Origin of the sequence: Luteolibacter rhizosphaerae (assembly GCF_025950095.1) — a bacterium.
GTDB classification, from domain to species: Bacteria; Verrucomicrobiota; Verrucomicrobiia; order Verrucomicrobiales; family Akkermansiaceae; genus Haloferula; species Haloferula rhizosphaerae.
On record NZ_JAPDDR010000014.1, the window covers coordinates 29,347 to 47,802 of the forward strand.

General features: G+C 64.7%; 16 protein-coding genes. 10 read left to right on the plus strand and 6 right to left on the minus strand.

Features of this window, described 5'->3' with window-relative positions; translation table 11 throughout:
• Window positions 1-209: 209 nt before the first annotated feature.
• Window positions 210-746: a pyridoxamine 5'-phosphate oxidase family protein gene (locus tag OJ996_RS22090; protein WP_264515870.1), complete on the minus strand. Its 537-nt coding sequence runs from the start codon at window positions 744-746 to the stop codon at window positions 210-212.
• Between the two features lie 241 nt (window positions 747-987).
• Here OJ996_RS22090 and OJ996_RS22095 point away from each other — a divergent pair, with 241 nt between their 5' ends.
• The 5 genes from OJ996_RS22095 (at window position 988) to OJ996_RS22115 (ending at window position 6,038) form a co-directional block, all read left to right on the plus strand.
• Window positions 988-2,262 (plus strand): phospholipase D-like domain-containing protein, encoded by a 1,275-nt coding sequence (locus OJ996_RS22095; protein WP_264515871.1) that lies wholly within the window; start codon window positions 988-990, stop codon window positions 2,260-2,262.
• A gap of 99 nt (window positions 2,263-2,361) precedes the next feature.
• The gene (locus OJ996_RS22100; RefSeq protein ID WP_264515872.1) at window positions 2,362-2,781 is read left to right on the plus strand and encodes a DoxX family protein; all 420 of its coding nucleotides are present in this window, start codon (window positions 2,362-2,364) and stop codon (window positions 2,779-2,781) included.
• A gap of 61 nt (window positions 2,782-2,842) precedes the next feature.
• Window positions 2,843-4,042: an App1 family protein phosphatidate phosphatase gene (locus OJ996_RS22105; protein ID WP_264515873.1), complete on the plus strand. Its 1,200-nt coding sequence runs from the start codon at window positions 2,843-2,845 to the stop codon at window positions 4,040-4,042.
• A gap of 24 nt (window positions 4,043-4,066) precedes the next feature.
• Window positions 4,067-5,581: a cardiolipin synthase gene (gene cls, locus OJ996_RS22110; RefSeq protein ID WP_264515874.1), complete on the plus strand. Its 1,515-nt coding sequence runs from the start codon at window positions 4,067-4,069 to the stop codon at window positions 5,579-5,581.
• Window positions 5,582-5,762: 181 nt separating this feature from the next.
• Window positions 5,763-6,038: a hypothetical protein gene (locus OJ996_RS22115; protein WP_264515875.1), complete on the plus strand. Its 276-nt coding sequence runs from the start codon at window positions 5,763-5,765 to the stop codon at window positions 6,036-6,038.
• A 497-nt stretch (window positions 6,039-6,535) separates the two neighbouring features.
• On the opposite strand, the gene OJ996_RS22120 is transcribed toward OJ996_RS22115, so the two are convergent.
• Window positions 6,536-7,873 carry a PhoPQ-activated pathogenicity-related family protein gene (locus OJ996_RS22120; protein WP_264515876.1) on the minus strand — a complete coding sequence of 446 codons (1,338 nt, stop codon included), beginning with the start codon at window positions 7,871-7,873 and terminating at the stop codon, window positions 6,536-6,538.
• Between the two features lie 231 nt (window positions 7,874-8,104).
• The gene (locus OJ996_RS22125) at window positions 8,105-9,223 is read right to left on the minus strand and encodes a sensor histidine kinase (protein ID WP_264515877.1); all 1,119 of its coding nucleotides are present in this window, start codon (window positions 9,221-9,223) and stop codon (window positions 8,105-8,107) included.
• Window positions 9,224-9,498: 275 nt separating this feature from the next.
• On the opposite strand from OJ996_RS22125, the gene OJ996_RS22130 reads away from it, so the two are divergent.
• Both OJ996_RS22130 and OJ996_RS22135 read left to right on the plus strand, forming a co-directional pair.
• Window positions 9,499-11,139 carry an ABC1 kinase family protein gene (locus OJ996_RS22130; RefSeq protein ID WP_264515878.1) on the plus strand — a complete coding sequence of 547 codons (1,641 nt, stop codon included), beginning with the start codon at window positions 9,499-9,501 and terminating at the stop codon, window positions 11,137-11,139.
• 70 nt (window positions 11,140-11,209) lie between these two features.
• Window positions 11,210-11,899, plus strand: coding sequence for a hypothetical protein (locus OJ996_RS22135; RefSeq protein WP_264515879.1), 690 nt, complete (start codon window positions 11,210-11,212; stop codon window positions 11,897-11,899).
• 18 nt (window positions 11,900-11,917) lie between these two features.
• Here the strand turns inward: OJ996_RS22135 and OJ996_RS22140 are convergent, their stop codons facing one another.
• The 3 genes from OJ996_RS22140 to OJ996_RS22150 form a co-directional block, all read right to left on the minus strand.
• Window positions 11,918-13,114, minus strand: a complete 1,197-nt coding sequence (locus OJ996_RS22140; RefSeq protein ID WP_264515880.1) for a hypothetical protein — start codon at window positions 13,112-13,114, stop codon at window positions 11,918-11,920.
• Window positions 13,115-13,301: 187 nt separating this feature from the next.
• Entirely contained in the window at window positions 13,302-14,306 is a 1,005-nt protein-coding gene (locus OJ996_RS22145; RefSeq protein ID WP_264515881.1) for a hypothetical protein, read from the minus strand.
• Between the two features lie 9 nt (window positions 14,307-14,315).
• Window positions 14,316-15,542 carry a hypothetical protein gene (locus OJ996_RS22150; protein WP_264515882.1) on the minus strand — a complete coding sequence of 409 codons (1,227 nt, stop codon included), beginning with the start codon at window positions 15,540-15,542 and terminating at the stop codon, window positions 14,316-14,318.
• A gap of 175 nt (window positions 15,543-15,717) precedes the next feature.
• On the opposite strand from OJ996_RS22150, the gene OJ996_RS22155 reads away from it, so the two are divergent.
• The 3 genes from OJ996_RS22155 to OJ996_RS22165 all read left to right on the plus strand — a co-directional run bounded on the left by OJ996_RS22155 (window position 15,718) and on the right by OJ996_RS22165 (window position 18,401).
• On the plus strand, window positions 15,718-15,921 hold the full coding sequence (locus tag OJ996_RS22155) for a hypothetical protein (RefSeq protein WP_264515883.1): 204 nt from the start codon (window positions 15,718-15,720) through the stop codon (window positions 15,919-15,921).
• Window positions 15,908-17,176, plus strand: coding sequence for a hypothetical protein (locus OJ996_RS22160; protein ID WP_264515884.1), 1,269 nt, complete (start codon window positions 15,908-15,910; stop codon window positions 17,174-17,176). Before OJ996_RS22155 ends, OJ996_RS22160 begins: the two co-directional genes overlap by 14 nt.
• A 745-nt stretch (window positions 17,177-17,921) precedes the next feature.
• Window positions 17,922-18,401 (plus strand): hypothetical protein, encoded by a 480-nt coding sequence (locus tag OJ996_RS22165; protein ID WP_264515885.1) that lies wholly within the window; start codon window positions 17,922-17,924, stop codon window positions 18,399-18,401.
• Window positions 18,402-18,456 lie beyond the last annotated feature (55 nt).

Here is an 18,456-nt window from a genome sequence, read left to right on the forward strand (position 1 = left end):
GCGGGATTACTTCGTATTTCCGGGGAGGCGCGGTCAACCTTGAGTCGGCACCGGTTTCATCGTCCCGCTACACCTCATGCCTCTACATAGGGAGCGACGACATTCCTGTCGTCGGGGTGAGCGTGTTCATCGGGGACAAGAATGTCCCCGCTCCTTACCGCTCCGCGCCCAACTACATCGCCTCTCCCATCGCGCGACAGCCCGCACTCCTATACCCGCAGCTTCCCCTCGATCGAGTCATCGAGCGTCTTCCCGAGCAGCGCACCCGCCACCACCTTCAGCCCGGCGATCGCATTGCCGTGCTTGGTGTCCCAGTAGTAGCCGCTCTCCGGCACGAACTCGATCACCGTGATGCGCGGATCGTTCTCCCCCTCCGTGAACCAGGTCTTCAGCAGCGGGTTCCACAGATCCCGGATCTTCGCCGCATCCCGCGTGATCCGGGCCGTGCCGGTCAGCAGCAGGAAGTCCGAATACTTCGAGCCCTGGAAATGCAGAACTACCCGCGGGTCGCTCTCGATCTCCAGGTTCTTGTGGCTATCGCTCGCGCTCAGCAACCACAGGTGACCCGCCGCATCCGTCTGCAGCACGTTCATCGGACGGGAGCCGGAGGACTCGCCCTTCGCCACCGCCGTGGTGAAGAAGCAGGTCTCCGCCTTTTCCACCAGTTCGCGGATCTTATCCACCGCTTGGATGTCATCCAGATCGGCGCGGTTCTCCTCGGGTTGATTGCGGTTGATCGAGTCCATGCCAACCGAATCGCACGAAGGGTGCCACCGCCATTTCCGCACCGCTACAAGCCTCCCCTTCCCCGCCGAGATGCCGGATGCACCCCAGCCGTTCGTTTTGCACCTTTTCCCGAGACTCCACCAATGACCAATGACCCATGACCAATGACCAATGACCAATGACCAATGACCCATGACCCATGACCCATGACCCCTACATTTCCCCCTAGCGCGCCGCGAACTCCGCGCTATGTCTGACGGAATGTCCCGGCACCGCGACCAACTCCTCACCATCGGTCTCACCGCCGCCGCCTCCGCGGCGCTCACCATCTTCGTGCGGAACTTCATTTCCGGGGAGAAGAAGATCAAGCACCGCATCGCCCAGCGCTACGGCATTTCGGACCCGCAGTTCGAGCGCTCCATGAGCCAGCTCCTCGGCCCGCCGATCCTTCCCGGGAACAAGGTCACGCCGCTCTACAATGGCGTGGAGATCTTCCCCGCCATGCTCGCCGCCATCGCCTCCGCGGAGCGCAGCATCTGCTTCGAGACCTTTGTCTACTGGTCCGGCCGCGTCGCCGATATCTTCGCCGATGCGCTGGCGAAGAAAGCCCGCGAGGGCGTGCGCGTGAACGTGCTGCTCGATGGTGTGGGCTGCAATTGCGTGAATGGCGACGCCATCCGCCGCATGGTCGATGCCGGGGTGGAGCTGGAGGTCTTCCACCTCGGGAACTTCGCCCGCACCAACGAGCGCACCCACCGCAAGCTCCTCATCATCGATGGTCACCTCGGCTTCACCGGCGGCGTCGGCATCGCGGATGAATGGGAAGGCGATGCGCGGAACGAGAACGAATTCCGCGATACCCAGTACCGCGTCGAGGGGCCCGTGGTCGCGCAAATGCAGGCCGCCTTCCTGGACAACTGGATGCGCACCCGCGCCGAGGTCCTGCACGGCGAGGCCTACTTCCCCCAGCTGCGGGAGGCCGGGGAGCTGCATTGCCAGATGTTCAAGAGTTCCCCCATGGAAGGCAGCGAGAGCGCGCGCCTGATGTACCTGCTCTCCATCGCCGCCGCGGAGAAGAACATCCGCGTGGGGAATGCCTACTTCCTGCCGGATGACCTGACCACGCAGACTCTGTTAGAAGCCGTCGAGCGCGGCGTGAGCGTGGAGATCCTGGTCCCCGGCGAGTGGAACGACTCGAAGACCGTCCGCCTCGCCGGGCGTCAGCGCATCGGCCAGCTGCTGGAGGGCGGCGTGCGCGTCTACGAGTACGAGCCCACCATGTACCACTGCAAGAACATGATGATCGACGGCCTCTGGACCTCCGTCGGCTCCGCGAACTTCGACAACCGCTCCTTCCGCATCAATGCCGAGGCGAACCTGAACGTCATCAACCGCGACTTCACCGCCACCGCCGTGCAGGTCTTCCGGCAAGACCTCCAGCGCGCCCGTGAATTCACCCTGCAGGACTGGCACGACCGCTCCCCCGCCGAGAAAATCGCCGGCAGCGCCGCCACCCTGCTACGCTCGCAGTTGTAGGCCCGGGCAAAGCACCCGGTCTTCTGCATTTCCACGGATCACTGCTCACTGATCACTCGGCACTTCTCCCTCCCTTGCATCCTCCGCGATTCTCCCGCCGTGCCCTCCGGGAATCCCAGCCGCCCTCTCCTCGATCCATCGCGATCCCGCACGATCCTGGGCATCGTCTTCGTGCTCGCCGGCATCAACCATTTCCGCGTGCCGGCGCTCTATGAATCGATGATCCCGCCCTACCTCCCCTGGCCCTCCGCGCTGAATCTCATCTCAGGCGCGGCGGAGATCCTCGGCGGACTCGGCATCCTGGTCCCCGCATTCAGGAGACCCGCCGCATGGGGCCTGATCGCCCTGCTCGTCGCGGTCTTCCCGGCCAATCTGCACATGGCCCTCCACGGCCTTCCGGGAAAGGACATCTCCCCATGGATCCTCTGGCTCAGGCTCCCTTTCCAGGCCGTGTTCATCTACTGGGTTTACCGTAGCTGCCTGTCGGGCGCCGATGATCCCGCTGCCAAGCCAGCGTGACGGTAGGCAGCTCCCGCAAACTCCGGTTGCCCTCATCCCCATCCTCCGCGATTCTCCCGCCGTGCCGTCCGAGAATCACATCCTCCGCCTCCTCCACCGCGCCGCGGTCTCGGTGGAGCACGCATGGGATCGCACCCGCTACCGCGCCAGCGCCGCCACCGGCCGCAGCGATCCCCGCCAGATCGTCGCCTACCAGGGCCATGCCGATCGCGCTGCCATCCACCTCAGCGGGCGCGTGCTCTCGAACAAGCCGAGCGGTGGCCCGCTCGATGACGACACCTGGTGGGACAATCTCGCGAATACCTGGCGACGCTGGGAGAGCGATGAAGTGCCCTACGCGCCCGTCCGCCTCCGCTTCCGCGATCAGCAGCAGGACCTGAGCGCGGATGAAGAAGGCTACTACCACGCCCGCTTCCCTCTCCCCGCCGATCCAGCACCGGATCGCCTCACCTGGCTGGAGGCCCATGCCCGCACCGGCCGCGAGGGCCACGAAAGCGAGATCCACGCCACGCACCGCATCATGCTCGTCCCGCGGGATGCCGCGTATGGCATCATCAGCGACCTGGACGACACCGTGGTACACACCGGCATCACCAGCCTGCTGCTCGCCGCGAAGCTCACCTTCCTGGAGAATGCGAAGACCCGCAAGCCGCTCGATGGCGTGGCCAAGCTCTACGAGGCCCTGCAGCGCGGCCACGCCGCCCACCCGCTCAATCCCATCTTCTACATCTCCAGCTCGCCCTGGAACCTGCACGACCTCCTCGTCGATTTCCTGCGCCTGAACGAGATCCCCTCCGGCCCCCTGCTCCTGCGCGATCTCGGCGTGGATGAGACCAAATTCATCAAGGAAAAGGGCCACGGCCACAAGCAGCGCAAGGCGCTCGATCTGTTAGACGCTTACCCGGAGCTGCCCTTCATCCTCATCGGCGATTCCGGGCAGGAGGATCCCGCCATCTACGCGGAGATCGCCGCGCGACACCCGCAGCGCATCCGCGCCATCTACATCCGCGATGTCGATCCCGAGCACGATAGCACCCACGACACCGCCGTGTACCGCGCCTGCGAGCGCGCCCAAGCCCACGACGTGCCGATGATCCTGGCGAAGGACAGCCTAGCCATCTCCCGCCATGCCGAATCGCTCGGCCTCATCCCGCCCGCCGCCTTGGGAGAAGTCATCACCGAAGTCCACAAGGACCAGGAACGCCCCGGCACCGGCGAGCAAGCCGTCATGGACGCCGTCGCCTCCATCGTCCCGGAGTGATCCGCCCCCTCTCCTCTCCATCCCGTGAAAAATCCATACCCACTCATCAAGAACGCGCTCGCGGAGCGATACCCCCGGCTGGCCGTCATGGCGCGCTATGTCCGCATGCGGCGCAAGCGCTTCGTGGCGCTCTTCCTCTTCGTAGCCCATACGGCGGGCGCGCTCACCTCGGTGCAGGCGCTCATGAATGTGCGCACCGCCCAGGGTGCCACGGCCTGGGTGGTGGCGCTCAATACCTTCCCCTACGTGGCCGTGCCGGCCTACTGGGTCTTCGGTAGGACCAAGTTCCAAGGCTACGTGAGCGAGCGCCGCGGCAGCGATACGAAGTCCGACAGCGTGGTGGCCGGTCTGCGCGACCGTGTGCAGCAGGCCGGGTATCTCGGAGGTGCGCGCGGCAATTCCAGCGATCGCCTGCTCGAGCGCTTGGCCAAGCTGCCCGCCACCACTGCCAATGACGTCCAGCTGCTACGCAACAGCGAGGAGATCTTCCCTTCCATCTTCGAGGGGATCGACCAAGCGAAGGACTACGTCCTCGTCCAATTCTACATCGTGCGGGATGACGAACTGGGGCAGAAGCTGAAAGACCACCTGATCTCCGCACGCGGCCGCGGCGTGCGCGTGCATTTCCTCTACGATGAGATCGGCAGCTACGGCATGCCCGACAAGTATGCCGCGGAAATGAAGAAGTCCGGAATCGAGATCCTGCCCTTCAACTCGATGAAAGGCTGGAACAACCGATTTCAGATCAACTTCCGCAACCACCGCAAGCTCGTGGTCACTGACGGCCGCTGCGCCTGGACCGGCGGCGCGAATATCGGCGACGAGTACAGCGGCGGCGACGAAGACCTCTCCCCCTGGCACGATACCATGGTCAAGATCCAAGGCCCTGCGGTGCAGACCGTGCAGGTCTCCTTCTTCGAGGACTGGATCTGGGCCAGCGGGAACGAGCTGGCTCTACAGTGGGAGCCCGCCGCCTCACCTGCCGGCGGGAACCAGCGCGTGCACTACATACCCAGTGGACCCGCAGATGCCGTGGAAACCTGCACCCTGTACTTTCTCCAGCTCATTCACTCCGCCAATCGCAGGCTCTGGATCGCCACGCCCTACTTCGTGCCCGACGAGCAATTCATCACGGCACTCGAGTTGGCCGCGCTGCGCGGCGTGGAAGTCCGCATCCTGGTCACCGACCAATGCGATAGCCAGTTGGTCGATCTCTCCGGCTGGGCCCACGTGGAGCGGCTCGGCGCTCTCGGCGTGAGATTCTACCGCCACGGCGACGGCTTCATGCACCAGAAGGTCACGCTCGTGGATGACGACACCGCCACGGTCGGCTCCGCAAACATCGACAACCGCTCCTTCCGCTTGAACTTCGAAGGCACGGTGGAGGTGCGGGACCAAGCATTTGCCACCAAGGTCCGTGAAATGTTCGAGCGCGATTTCAAGAAGTCACGACTCGTGCCGGTGGATGAGCCCACCCAGCGCGGCTTCTTCTTCATGCTGAAGGTCCGGGCTGCGAACTTACTCTCGCCGATCCAGTGAAACCGCCCGTGACACAATACTTCATTATGCACGGTTCACGCTGTCGGATCGCGCAGAACTCCCTGCTAAAATTCCGGGCGCATCTCGCAGCGGTCTTCGCTTTTCTTGCTACACCGGGGATTTGAGCGCGTGGCCGGCCCTCATGAGCCCTCGGCACACCCGTTGCTGAAACGATGCCGCCATGAAAAACCAACTCCGCGGCCTCCTCACTGCATGCGCGTCCACCCTCGCCTTTGCCCTCGTCTCCTGTGACGTGGACAAGAAGGAAGACGGCTCGCTTCCCGAGGTGAAGGTCCAAGTCGACGGTGAAGCCAAGCTTCCCAAATACGATGTGAATGGTCCCGACGTCACGGTCGGCAAAAAGAAAGTGGAAATGGAAGTCCCCACCGTGGATATCAATATCCCGAAGGAGGAGGACAACGAGCCTGCCACCAAGCCTGCCGAAGAGCAGAAATAAGTTTCCCCCCCGACTGGCGGCCATGGCTCAACGGGCTGGAGCCCTGCCGCTACCGCGCTCCGAGGGTGTAGATGAAGGAGGATTCCCCCGCCTCCCCCATTCGTCGCCACCTCCGGAGCGCGTTTAATTTTCACACCGGTCCCGGATTCCCGGAGTTCGGATTGCACGGATTGATGTGAGCCGAAATTCCGCGCACATTTATGCACCTCCTCCGGCCTAACACCCTTTGACCCCGTCGGAAATTCTCCCTACACCGGAATCAGCGAGCGGCCCCCAACGCTTGCACTCGACGGGCCCCGCAGCACGAAACTGCGGGGCCCGTCTTTGCATTCCAAGCGGAGTCCCCCCGGAATCCGCGTGGAAGACATCGCGCAATTGCAGGCGCAATAAAAAAGGGTTCGCTCTGATAGACCGCTGCGCGGCGGATCAGTTCAATTTTTCCTCATACTTCCTTGGATCCGGGCGATCCCGATCCGGAATCACCCGCCGCTACCCGGTCACTTTTCCTCCGCACCGGCCACTCGCAATTGAGTGCACAGCCACTGCGGCAGGCCATCAATCTCGTAGCCCAGATCCGCGTAGTAGGCGATGAATCCGCTCTCCGGCTTCGCCACCGTGGCCGTCACCGGACCGCCCTCCTTCAGCTCGATCGCCTGCGAGCTCCAGCGCGCCTCGCGGAAATCCTTCGTGTCCGAGCGCGCCACCCACAGCCGCGCCTCCTTCGGCGCGGGATCCGCCGTCACCTCCAGCTTCAGGCTGCCATCCGCCTCCGTCCCGTGCTTCCACGCCAGCTTCGGCAGCGGCTTGCCCGTGAGCTGATAGCGCACGAAGGCGGACACATTGTTGATCGCGCGATCCGCGTTCAGCTTCTTGCCCGCCTCATCCCGCTCGGTCAGGTCATGCCCGGCATTCGGCGTGTAGGAGATATATTTCTCACCCGGCAGCGCATCCCAATACAGGTTCAGCGCATCCGTGCTCCAGTAGCGGTCGTTGTTCCCCAGCACGATCAGCTTCGGCATGGTGAAGCGCTCGCGATAGGTCCACGGATCGATCATGCTCCACAGGCTCTCCGCGCGCGGCGTATCCGGCACCGGCACCAGCCCGCGGCTCGTGTAGGGAGAGATCTGCTCGCTCGTCCCACCCAGCGAGCGCTGCTGGTGCGTGAGCTGCTCGCGCATGTTCAGCACGTCGATCACCATCGGCGTGATCGCCATCACCCGCGCATCGCTCGCCGCCGTCAGCCAGGTCGTCCAGCCGCGCTTCGAGCCGCCGCCCACGATGAACTTCTGCACCGGCTGCTCCCACTCCTTCCTGCTGAATTCCTGCAGCGTATCCATCGCCTTCACCACGCTCTTCACCATCGGGAAGAGCAGCGGCCACGAGGCATCCCCGGAGTCCAGGTAGCGCACGAAGGTCTCCGCGATCAGGTCGTCCTCCCGCTTGCCGTCGAAGAGCGGCTGCTTCGGCACGCCCAGCAGTAGCGCCACCGGGGCCTTGATCTTGCCCGCCAGCAGCGCCGCATACATCGCCTTCTGCATCGAGGCGCTGCCGCCTTCATTGAGGAGCAGCACCTTCTCGGTCGAGACCTCCGCCGGCCGCACCACCAGCAGATCGTGCGACCACGTGATGCCCTGCCACACCTGGGACGTCAGCTTCAGCCGCCACGCCTTTATCCCCGGCAGCTCCTTCACATCCTCCACCGTCCACGCGTACTCCGGCTCCGCCTTCGCCACGTAGTTCGCCAGATCCGGCGGCACCGCCCGCACCTCTTTCCCCGCCGCCCAAGCCGCCGAGCCCAGCAGCACCGTGAGTATCCCGATTCCGACAAAACGCATTCGCCACGCTAGCAGCCTCCCGCCAAGGCACAAGCAGGCGATTTGCGAGGCCCTCTCATCGTAGCGGAAGGACTCTCGTCATTCCGGCTGGGGGCATCCGCGAGAAAGAACCCCATCCCCGCCTCAGGGCTCACCCACCCCGCCGGAAGCATGAAGCGCCTCCGCTACAGAATCCAGGCGAAGCCACCCCATCGTCCTACTACACCCATCGTAGAACCACCACTACACCCCTCACCCCCCGAAACACAACTCCACCACCGCGCCGCCCGTGACCCCGTTCGAAACCCGGATCGTCCCCCGGTGCGCCTCCATGATCCGCCGGCAAAAGGCCAGCCCCAGACCGCTCCCCGGCACCACCCCCACATTCTCCCCGCGCACGCCCGGCTCGAGGACCCGCTCCGCCTGCTCCAGCGGAATCCCCACGCCATTGTCCGCCACCCGCACGATCGTCAGACCCACCACCGACTCCCCCTCGATCCGGATGTGCGGCGCCGCGCTGCTGCGGTACTTGATCGCGTTCTCGACCAGGTTGATGAACAGCTGCACCAGCATCGTGCGGTTCCCGCGCACCGGCGGCAGCTCGCCCATCTCCAGCCGCGCCGCGCTCGATTCGATCAGCGGCGTCAGGTTCTGCTTCGCCGCCTGCACCACCGCTTCCAGATCCAGCTCCACCATCTCATCCGTGCTGGAGAATACCTTCGAGCGCCCGTGCAGCTCGCTGATCAGCGCCTCCATCTGCCGCAGCGATTCCAGCGCCACCTTCAGCGCCGGCCCGGTCGATTCCCCGCGCGCCTCCGCCTCCCGCGCCATCTCCGTCATGAAGAGCGCATTCGTCAGCGGGTTCCGCAGATCATGCGTCACCACCCCGGTGAAGGCCTCCAGATCGCCATTGCTCCGCGCCAGCGCCTGCTCCGCCTCCTTCGTCTTCGCCAGTTGATCCTTCAGTTGCAGGTTCAGCCGGTGCAGGCCCGGCAGTTGCAGCGCCTTCGGTGCGATGCGGAAGAGCGCGATCACCGTCGCCCAAGAGGCCAGCGCCGTCACCGTCTTCATCAGCGCGGAGAAGCGGTACACCGGCTCCCAGAAGATGATCGCATCCACCAGGTGCGTGAAGCCGCAGCTGAAGATGAAGGCCGCGAAGAGCCAGAACAGCCGCGGGAAGACCAGCTCGTTCCGCTTGCACCACCAGTAGGTCGCCAGCGCCAGCGGGATCATCGAGTAGGCTCCCGCGATCGCCAGATCCGAGATCACATGGAACCACCCGTGGACCTCGCTCCAATTCCCGCAGCGCCAGCGCGCCGGGAAATCGGAGGTATCGAACAATAGACTCAGGTCCGCGAGGGGCAGTCGCATGGCGGCCTCATAGCGAATCCACACTCAAGTTCAAGCCGCCACGATACAATTTATATCTATCTCGTGAATCCGTTAGTTATAGCCCCATAAGCGGACTGCCTGCCCGCTCCAAAGGAAAACGGTTCCCTCCCGCATTCTTCCCGGCTGCTGCTCCGCCGATGTCCGCCAATCCTCAAATTGCATGCGCGATCTTGCACATTGCAATTCACCCCTCCCCACTCCCGCCGGATTTACGCGGCTCTAGCGGTGGCATGCTCTGTGCCAGAGGCTTAGGCATGAACCTCTCCCCTGTGCACCTGAAGCGCTACAAGGACATTGCCGCCCTTTTCATGAAGTATGGTCGCGGCGACCTCTTGGCGCATGCTGACCTTCCCGTCACGGAGACTCCCGAGAAAACCACGGACGACCAACCGCCCGCTCAACTTGCAGACGACATCGAAAAGCTGGGGCCGGCCTTCGTGAAGATCGGCCAGTTGCTCTCCACCCGCTCCGATCTCCTGCCACCGGCCTATCTCGACGCCCTGGGACGCTTGCAAGACAAGGTGGAAGCGGTGGACTACGAGGAGATCGAAAACACCGTGCAAGCGGAGCTCGGCGTCCGCGTTTCAAAGGCCTTCGAATCCTTCGAACGCAAGCCGCTCGCCGCTGCCTCGCTCGGGCAGGTCCACCTCGCCACCTTGCGCGGCGGCCGCCAGGTGGCGGTGAAGGTCCAGCGCCCCGGCATTCGCCGGAAGATCTCGGAAGATCTGGAGAGCCTCGAATCCATTGCCACCTTCCTCGACGAGCATACCGACTTCGGAAAGAAGTACGAAACCCTCCGCATCGTGGATCAATTCCGCGGCAGCATCCTCCGCGAGCTGGACTACCAGCGGGAGGCCGCCAGCTTGAAGGAGATCCGCGCGAACCTCTCCGGCTTCTCCCGCCTGGTTGTGCCGCAGGTCGTGGATGACTATTCGAGCGGTCGGGTCCTCACCATGGACTATGTTCCCGGCACCAAGATCCCGGCTCTCTCCGGCGCCGTTCTAACAGATCTGGATGGTGACGAACTGGCGGCTCAGCTCTTCCGCGCCTATCTCAAGCAAATCCTCGTCGATGGTTTCTTCCACGCCGACCCCCACCCGGGCAACCTGATCCTCACCCACGACCGCCGTCTCGGGATCCTGGATCTCGGAATGACCGGCCGCGTGCAGCAGCGCATGCGCGACCAACTCGTGCACCTGCTGGCGGGCATCAGCGAGGGAAATGGCATCCAGACAGCGGAAGCCGCGCTCGGCATCGCCGAGGCGAAGGAGGACGCACTGGACCGCGAGGGCTTCATCAGCGCCGTGGAAGAAATCGTCGGCGCGGCGAAGATGCAGTCGCTCAAGCACATCGATGTGGGCTCGCTGGTGCTTGAAGTCACCCGTGCCTGCGCGAATGCCGGGCTGCGCATCCCGGGCGAAGTGAGCATGATCGGCAAGGCGCTTCTCAATCTGGACCGCGTGGGCCGCTGCCTGAGCCCGGGCTTCGATCCCCATCAGGCCATTCAACAGCACCTCGGTGAGATCAGTCGGGCACGGGTGAAGGAAACCCTGACCTCCGCGAATCTCATGGGCATTCTCACGGAGTCGAAGCAGTTCCTCGGTCAGTTGCCGCTGCGCGCGAACCGGATCATGGATCTGCTGGCGGACAACAAGATCAAGGTGCGGGTGGATTCCATCGATGAGAAGGCGCTCATCGTGGGCCTCCAGAAGGTGGCGAACCGAATCACCCTCGGTCTCATCCTCGCCGCGCTCATCGTGGGCTCTTCCATGCTGGCGCGGGTGGAGACCAGCTTCCGCCTCTTCGGCTATCCCGGCTTCGCCATGCTGTTCTTCCTCATCGCCGCGATCGGCGGCGTAATCCTCTTCGTGCAGATCATGATGAAGGACCGATGAAGCGCACCAGCGCCTCCCGCATGCAGCAGCACGCGCTGGCCTCCTTCCCCCCGGCCTGATAAGGCATCGGATGGAGATGCCATATCGCAAGGAATCCAGCCACCGTCCCCGCTCCCTGCTCGCGCTGGTCCCGCGGCTCGTCAGCTTCTGGCTCGGGCTGCCGGTGCTCGCCTTCCTGCTCTGGTCATGGCGCGATTCCATGGTCCATGCCAGCTGCCTGAACCAAGCACAGGGGAAGCCTTTCCAAATGGTCTGGCCGCCCGCCGATCCGCACCGCCTCCATTCCGCGCGGCCCATCCTCTCCGCGGAAGACCCGCGCCTGACGATGCCCGAGATCGAGGCCCCCAGCATCGACGCCCTGCTCAGCCAGCCCAGCTACTACGACGCCTCCCTTCCCGCGTCCCAGCAGATGCCGCTCAAGCCGCATCGCAATCTTCCCCTGAACTTCGCCAACCCGTGGCAAGCCACGCCGAGCATGGTGCAGCGCTACCTCTCGCTCGGCAGCAAGGGCAGCGTGATCTATCTCTCCTCCCGCATCGTCCCGGCCCCGCGCATCCCGGCATGGAGCTACCTGCGCGATCAAGCGGACGCCCCTTGGTTCCCCGCCCCGGAATACTCGCACCATGAAGCCATGCAGAGCCGCACCCTGCGCCTGCCCTATTGGCTCCTCCTCGCCATGGTCCTGCCCGCCTGGTCCTTGCTCCTCTTCTGGCGCGCCCGCCGCCTCCGCAAACGCCTGAGCAATCTCACCCCCGCGTGAGATGCCCTATCATCTCTTCTACTCCCCCATCCCCCAGGCCTGCCGCACCATCCGGCCCCAGCGCTCGCGCGCCTTCGCCTCCACCACCGTGGGGTGCTTCTCCGCCCACTGCCGCTCCACTGTCGCCAGAATCTCCTGCCGCTCCGCCAGCGGCACTTGCGCCCAGGATGGATCCAGTTCCTCCGCACCCCGCGTCTCATACAGCGCGATCCGCAGGTAGTCCTCGCGTCGACCTGTTAGATCCGCCGCTCGCAGGTAGTCCGCGCTGATCTTGCCCTCGCTCTCCTCCCACATCGCCTCCCAGGCGTGCTTCTGCTCCTCCGGCTTCACCCTCGCAAGCAGCTCGAAGGCCTCGCGCCGCGCCTCCTCATCCATCTCCCCCTTCGCCACTCCCTCCAAGGTTCTCTGGAGTTCCCCCTCACGATACTCCCGATCCAGGTAATTCGGATGCGCCACCAGCCACTCCGCCGCCTCCAGCGGGGATCGCTCCGCCCACACCCCGAGGGTATTCTCGCTCGCCGTATAGGGCTGGTAGTTGTCCCCGGCCAGGTGATCCAGCAGCTTCCGGAAATCGAAATCCGGCGCGAACTCCATCGACATCATCTCGTTGGATTCCACCTGCGGGATTTGCCGGAACACCTCGACCAACTTGTCCGCCGAGGTCTTCGCCGCGGCCAGCGAGACCTCCGAGATCACCGCATCCCCCCAAGTGGCCGAGTCGAACTCGGCACGGTGCTGCTGCCATTCCTCATACGCCTTCCACGGATCGCGGCGGCTGAACTGATAGAGCACCATCCCCGCGACCCGCTGACGCGCGCCCGACTCCACTCGCAGCACCCGCTCCCAAGCACCCCAGCCCTGCCGGTCGATCAACTCGTTGATCAATGCAAAGGTGACATCCCACTCCGGCCGCTTCTCCAGCGTGGTGCCATACTCCAGCAGCTCCCACAGCGCCTCCGTTTCACAGCTGGCCAGCGTGCGACGCAGCATCAGCATCCGCTCCGCATAACCACCCGGTGTAAGCGCCGCATCCTGCGCGGATGCATTCACCCTCTCTAACAGATCCTTCGCGCCGCCGCCATGGCCGCGCTCGCCCGACTTCGCCGCGGCCTGCTTCTCCGGTGCCTTGACGCGAGCGCCGCCCAGCATCGCCCCCACCGCGATCGCGAGCACGCAAGCCGCCGGGAACATCCATCGTGATGGTGTGGCACTCATGATCGGTGTCGCTTGTCCGCTTGCGCCCGGGAGCGCGGAGCCTCCGGCCCGCAGAAGTTGCCAGCCCGGCTCGCGAGATCTCGAGCTTTGAATGGATGTCGCCGCTGCCGATTTCTCACCCCGGTCCCACACTGGCACAACAAGGGTCGCTTCTGCGGGCCGGAGGCTCCGCGCTCCCGGGCCGACTTCACTCCGCCACCTCCTTCTCCCTCACCAGAATCGGAAACCCCTTCCTCAGCCCGGAAACAAAGCCCCGGGCATTCCGCAGGGCCGGCCCCTCCAACGCCGCGGAAAAACGCTCGAGCTGCTCCGGCGGCAATTCCTCCAGCAGCCCCCGCAGCTCATCCAGCTTGCCCTGATCCTTCAGCCCCGGGCCCAGCACCAGAAGCATGTCCGCCTCCCGACCGCCCGGCCAATCCAGCACATTCTCCATCGCCCCCCGCGCATCCATCTCCGACCACTTGGTAAACAGCCCGCCGATCAGGATCCCCTCCTCCGCCAACTGCCGCGCCGCGCCACTCTCGATCCACGGCCGCGCGTCTTCGATCTCATCCTGGGACAGGTTCAGCATTCCATCCGCGAAGGGATCGCTGCGGGAATCGAGGAAAAGCTCCCAGGGCACATCCCGGCACGCCTGCGCCAGCACCGCATCCCCCGCCGCCGCCTTCCCCTTCAAGAGCTCCACCAGCGTCCAATCGGAACAAGGCGCCAACTTCTCGCTCTGGATCACCGCTTGGAAAGCACCCTCCGGATCGCCCTTCGCCCAGCCCTCCATCACCCACACGCGGAGCTCCGGGCTGATCTCCACGGCCCAGGCTAGCGCCGCCGCCCCCTCGCGCTTGCCCAGCTCGCGCACCGCATCACCCAGCAGCCGGTGCAATTGCTCGGTCTCGCCCCACTCCGCATTATCCCCCAGCGCCAGGAAAGCCTTCCGCAGCACCAGGATCTTCTCGCGCAGCGCCTCATTGGAGAGCGCCAGCGTCTGCGCCTCCACCTCCTTCTTCCGCGCCGCCCACTCCTGCTGGAACTCCTCCACCGCCACCCCCGCATCCGTCCGCGTGCCGGTCCCGCGCCGCGTCTCCGCCGCCTGCACCGCATCACCCCCCGCCGCGCCATCCTGCTCCGCGCTCAGCAGATAGGCCGCGAACCCCAGCACGGGCGGGATGATCCAGCGGATGGGTTTCGCATTCATACTCGTGTCTCAAGAACCGCTGATCCCGCTGCGCACTTCCTCCCGCTGCGCCTCCGGCAGATTCCAGTTCGCCATCACCTCGTTCGCATACTGCAGCGCCTGCTCGCCGCGCAGCGCCTTCAGGTGCTGCACCCGCTGCTCCATCGGCAGCTCGCCTAACAGATTACTGATCCCCCACGATCCCCGGTTGATCTCCACGCTCGCCTGCAGCGTCTCGCCGATCCACAGCGCCGCCTCCTCCTCACCCGCGCTTCGCATCAGCTCGTGGAAATTCGAGGGCGAATGCAGATAGCCCGCCCCGGCCAGCAGTTGCCCGCGATCCCCCGCGGGCAAGTCCCGCAGCAGACCCAGCGCCCATGCATCCGCCGCCTCCGCCCCCTGATCGGTCCGGATCGTCGAGCGGATCTCGCTCCATTCATCGCCGCAGCGCTCCTTCGCCGCCGCCAGCTCCATGAAGTATGCCCGCGCACCCGCAGGATCCTCCCGCACCCAGGTCTCCATCACCTTCACCGGGAAGATCGGCCGGCTCATCTGTGCCCCCATCTCGCGGCGCAGCGCCCTGCTCAGCGTCAGGAAGTCCGTGCCCGGCTCCAGCTCCAGCGCCACCCCGGAGAACGCGTTCACCGAGTCCCCCACCTTCGGCAGCTTGCCCCACAGCGCCGCAATCGCCTCCGGCCCCTGCTTCCCTGCATCCTTCGAAAGCCCCTTCATCAATCCCATGATCCTTCCGTCTAACAGCGAGTGCTTGAACTCGCCGTGCGCCACCAGGCAATCGAAGGCCCGCTGCGGATCGCTCCTCGCCAGCGAACCCGCCACCGCCGTCATCCCCGCCTCGCGCATCCCCGGATCCCGCAGCGCCTCCGCCCACGCCAGCACCGCATCCGGGTCCTCGATCACCCAGGCATCGATCGCCCGGCGGAAGCGATCCACCGACGCCGTATCCATCCCGCCCAGGCCGAAGCTACCCAGCCACAACTCCAGCGCCGCCCCGCGGTCCCCCTTCGGCATCTCCTTCAGCAGGCCCGCCATCCCCTCCCCCTCCGTCCCCTGCAGCCGCTCCGCCCAACGCTTCCGGCTCGTCTCCCGCGCCGCGCTATCCCCAGCACCCGCCGGGGCCCGACCGGACTTCACCTGCACATCCTCCCGCTCCACCCCCGCCGGCACCACCCGATGACTCAGCCGCCCCAGCGCGAAGACCAACAACAAAACAGGAAGCAGCCAAAAGCGATTCTTCATAAAGCGGAGATCTAGCGAACCCATGGGACGCAATAACCGTCCCTTCGATTCATCCCACTAGCTGATGGAAATCCCAGGCAGAGTCAATCGGGCTCCGCACCCGAACCGACGGCCCCACCAGAATCCCCGCCACCCCGCCGAGATCGCGGATGCCGCCGGGTTGACATATCACGCGGTGAAACAATCCCTCTCCCTCACCCTGAACAACCCGATGGACCATGCCTGGAGCAAGCAGGTGGCCGAGCAGCGCGACGAACTCCTGCGCCGCCACTACCAGCTCTGGGAGCGGAACCAGCCGGAGGCGGCAGGCGCTTGGCTGAATCAAGTCGATGCCGCCTCTGCGGCGAAAATCCGGAGGGCTGCCGATGAAGTCCGCTAACAGCGCCGCGCCCCGCCGCCTGCCTTGGGCTCAGGCATTGGCCCTCGCCATCCTCGCCGGCCTCATTGCATACGGCGTCGGTCGTGCCGGGAGGAAGTCGCCACAGCCGGCGGTCTTTGAGTGGAGCAAGCTCAGCGGGAATGATCGCGATGGGCAGACCGATGTCGCCCCCGTCCAAGGGGACCGCACGGAGCAGGTCATGAGAATCCGGCAGCGGCTTCTTCATCGATGGCGCAGCTCGCCGGACCCGGTCGCGGATTGGGAACTCATGCGTGAGACCTCCCGCGTGCTGGAAAGCCTGAGTGTCTCCGAATTGGAAGCATGGTTCAAGGAGGCGGACCACGGGCTCTTGTTCTCGGATGGTCTGCTCAAGCAGGAGCTTCTGGACGCTTGGGCGCGGAAGGATGGACCCGGTGCGGTGCTCGGTTCGGGTCCCCGCTCGCGCTACATGGACAACTGCGTTCCCGCTTTCATCGCATGGGGACAAAAGGATGCCGATGCCGCCTTGCTCTGGCTGCGGGACGTCGCGCTACCTGCGGCATCGGAAAACCAGAGGCATTCGATGCGCGTGAATTTGCTCCTGCATCTGGCCAAGTCGGATCTGGCACGCGTGGAGCAGGAGCTCCCCTATATGGACGCGGCCGAGCGGAGCGGCACGCTCCGCGCACTGGCCATGAATGCCTCCAAGGATCCGGAAACGCAGAACCGCCTCCGCGATCTGGCAGCCCAGTCCACGGGGCCTGACGATGCGCTCCGCATGGAGAGCCATCTGCTCACGCGCATGTCCCAGACCGACGCCGATGCCGCCGAGGCCCGGGTGGACTCGATGGAACTGGAGCCTGCCCGCCGTGCCGAGCTTGAGTGCGATATCCTGAAGGGCGCATCACAGAATGATCCGGAGACAGCCTTCCCGGAATGGCTGTCACGGCATCCGGCGGACCAAGCCATCCCTGCGGGCTTCTGGCCGGCACTCAACCAGAGCTTCAATTTCGACCGCGAAGAGATGACCGCTTGGATGGACACGCTCGATGCCGGACCGCTGCGGGATCAGATCCACGAGCGGGGCACCCGCCTAATCGCATCCACCGGCGACCATGCGAAGGCGGCGACCTACGCCGCTGGTATCGAAGATCGCGGTCGCCGTCAGGCCGCCATGGAGATCCTCCGCGTGATGTGGAGAGAACGCGATCCCGAGGGCGCCACCCGCTGGCTTCAAACGCTGAGCACGGAAGATCGCGCCATGCTCGAGCGCTGAGGCTCAGCCGGAAATTACCTCACCCGCACCCAGCGGGAACTGTGCTTCCCGTCCTCCGGGTCTTTCTCGCGCGCCTCGAAGACAGCCCCATCGGGCATGATCAGCTGGCCCGCTTCGCCGGGTCTTGCCCCTTTTAGCAGAGGCCGCCCGCCACTCCTCACAATCACCCAATCCCCCAACCTGCAATCCCCGGGGGAATTGCATTCACGAGGCGAAATCGGCAACGACACGGCCCACTCGTTCGGCTCCCGAGTCCCCTCCGTCAAGGGCAACCGTAATAGTGCACATCATTGCTTTCCCTCGTAACGATCAAAGACCGACCCTCGGGGGGAGAGGGCCGGTCTCATCAGGTCACGGATTTTGGGTTCTGTCGGATCAAGACGTTCGCGCAGGTCATGGCGGCGGGCCCGGTGCAGGGAGACTGCATCAAGCCCGCCGCTTGTATCTGGGGGGGAAGAAAGCGGACGTCTTGAACCGCGACGAATTAGCAATTGCGGTGCCGGATAACAGCATGCCGCCGAATCCTTGATACTTCGATCTTCGAGAGGAAAAGCCTACTCCGAACTCATGCACTCTGCCTCCCTGTCGCTGAGGAATGCATGAAGCGCCGCGAGCCGCCACGAGCTCAGGCAATACGCTGGAAGCTCCCGGGCCATGCTCACCCCGATGGCATGGGCAATGCGAAGCCTAGCTCCGCGCCAAGCTTCCACTACGGAAGTCGCGCACCGCATCAATCAACGAATCCATGAAATCCATCCTCAAATGGGGCGGCATCGCCCTCCTCTACACCTGCTCCTCCATCGCGCAGGTCACCGAAACCACGGAGACCACTGAAACCACCGAACACGAAGACGGCAGCGTGACCGAGACCACCGAGACCACCACCCGCACCTTCGAGCCGGAGGTCGAGAAACGCGTGGTGAAGTACTTCGATACCTACAAGACCGAGCGCTACGGCCTGCCGCCGGCGGTCGTGACCAAGATCTCCGTGGAAGGCATCCCCTCCGGCTGGCGCACCACCCGCATCGCACCGGGTGTCGTCGTGACCGAGAAGGAGCGCCCCCACCTCATCGTCGCCCCGCCGGAATTGGTGAAAATGCTTCCGACCGCGCGCGCGGAGACCAAGTACTACATCGCGGGTAGTAACGTCGTCGCCGTCGACAAGAGCTACAAGATCGTCGACTCCGTCCACGTGCCTTCGATCAAGTACATCGTCTCGGAATAAACCATTCCGGGCTGCTTGGTTGCAGGAGGCCGCGGCGCAAGCCGCGGCCTCGTCC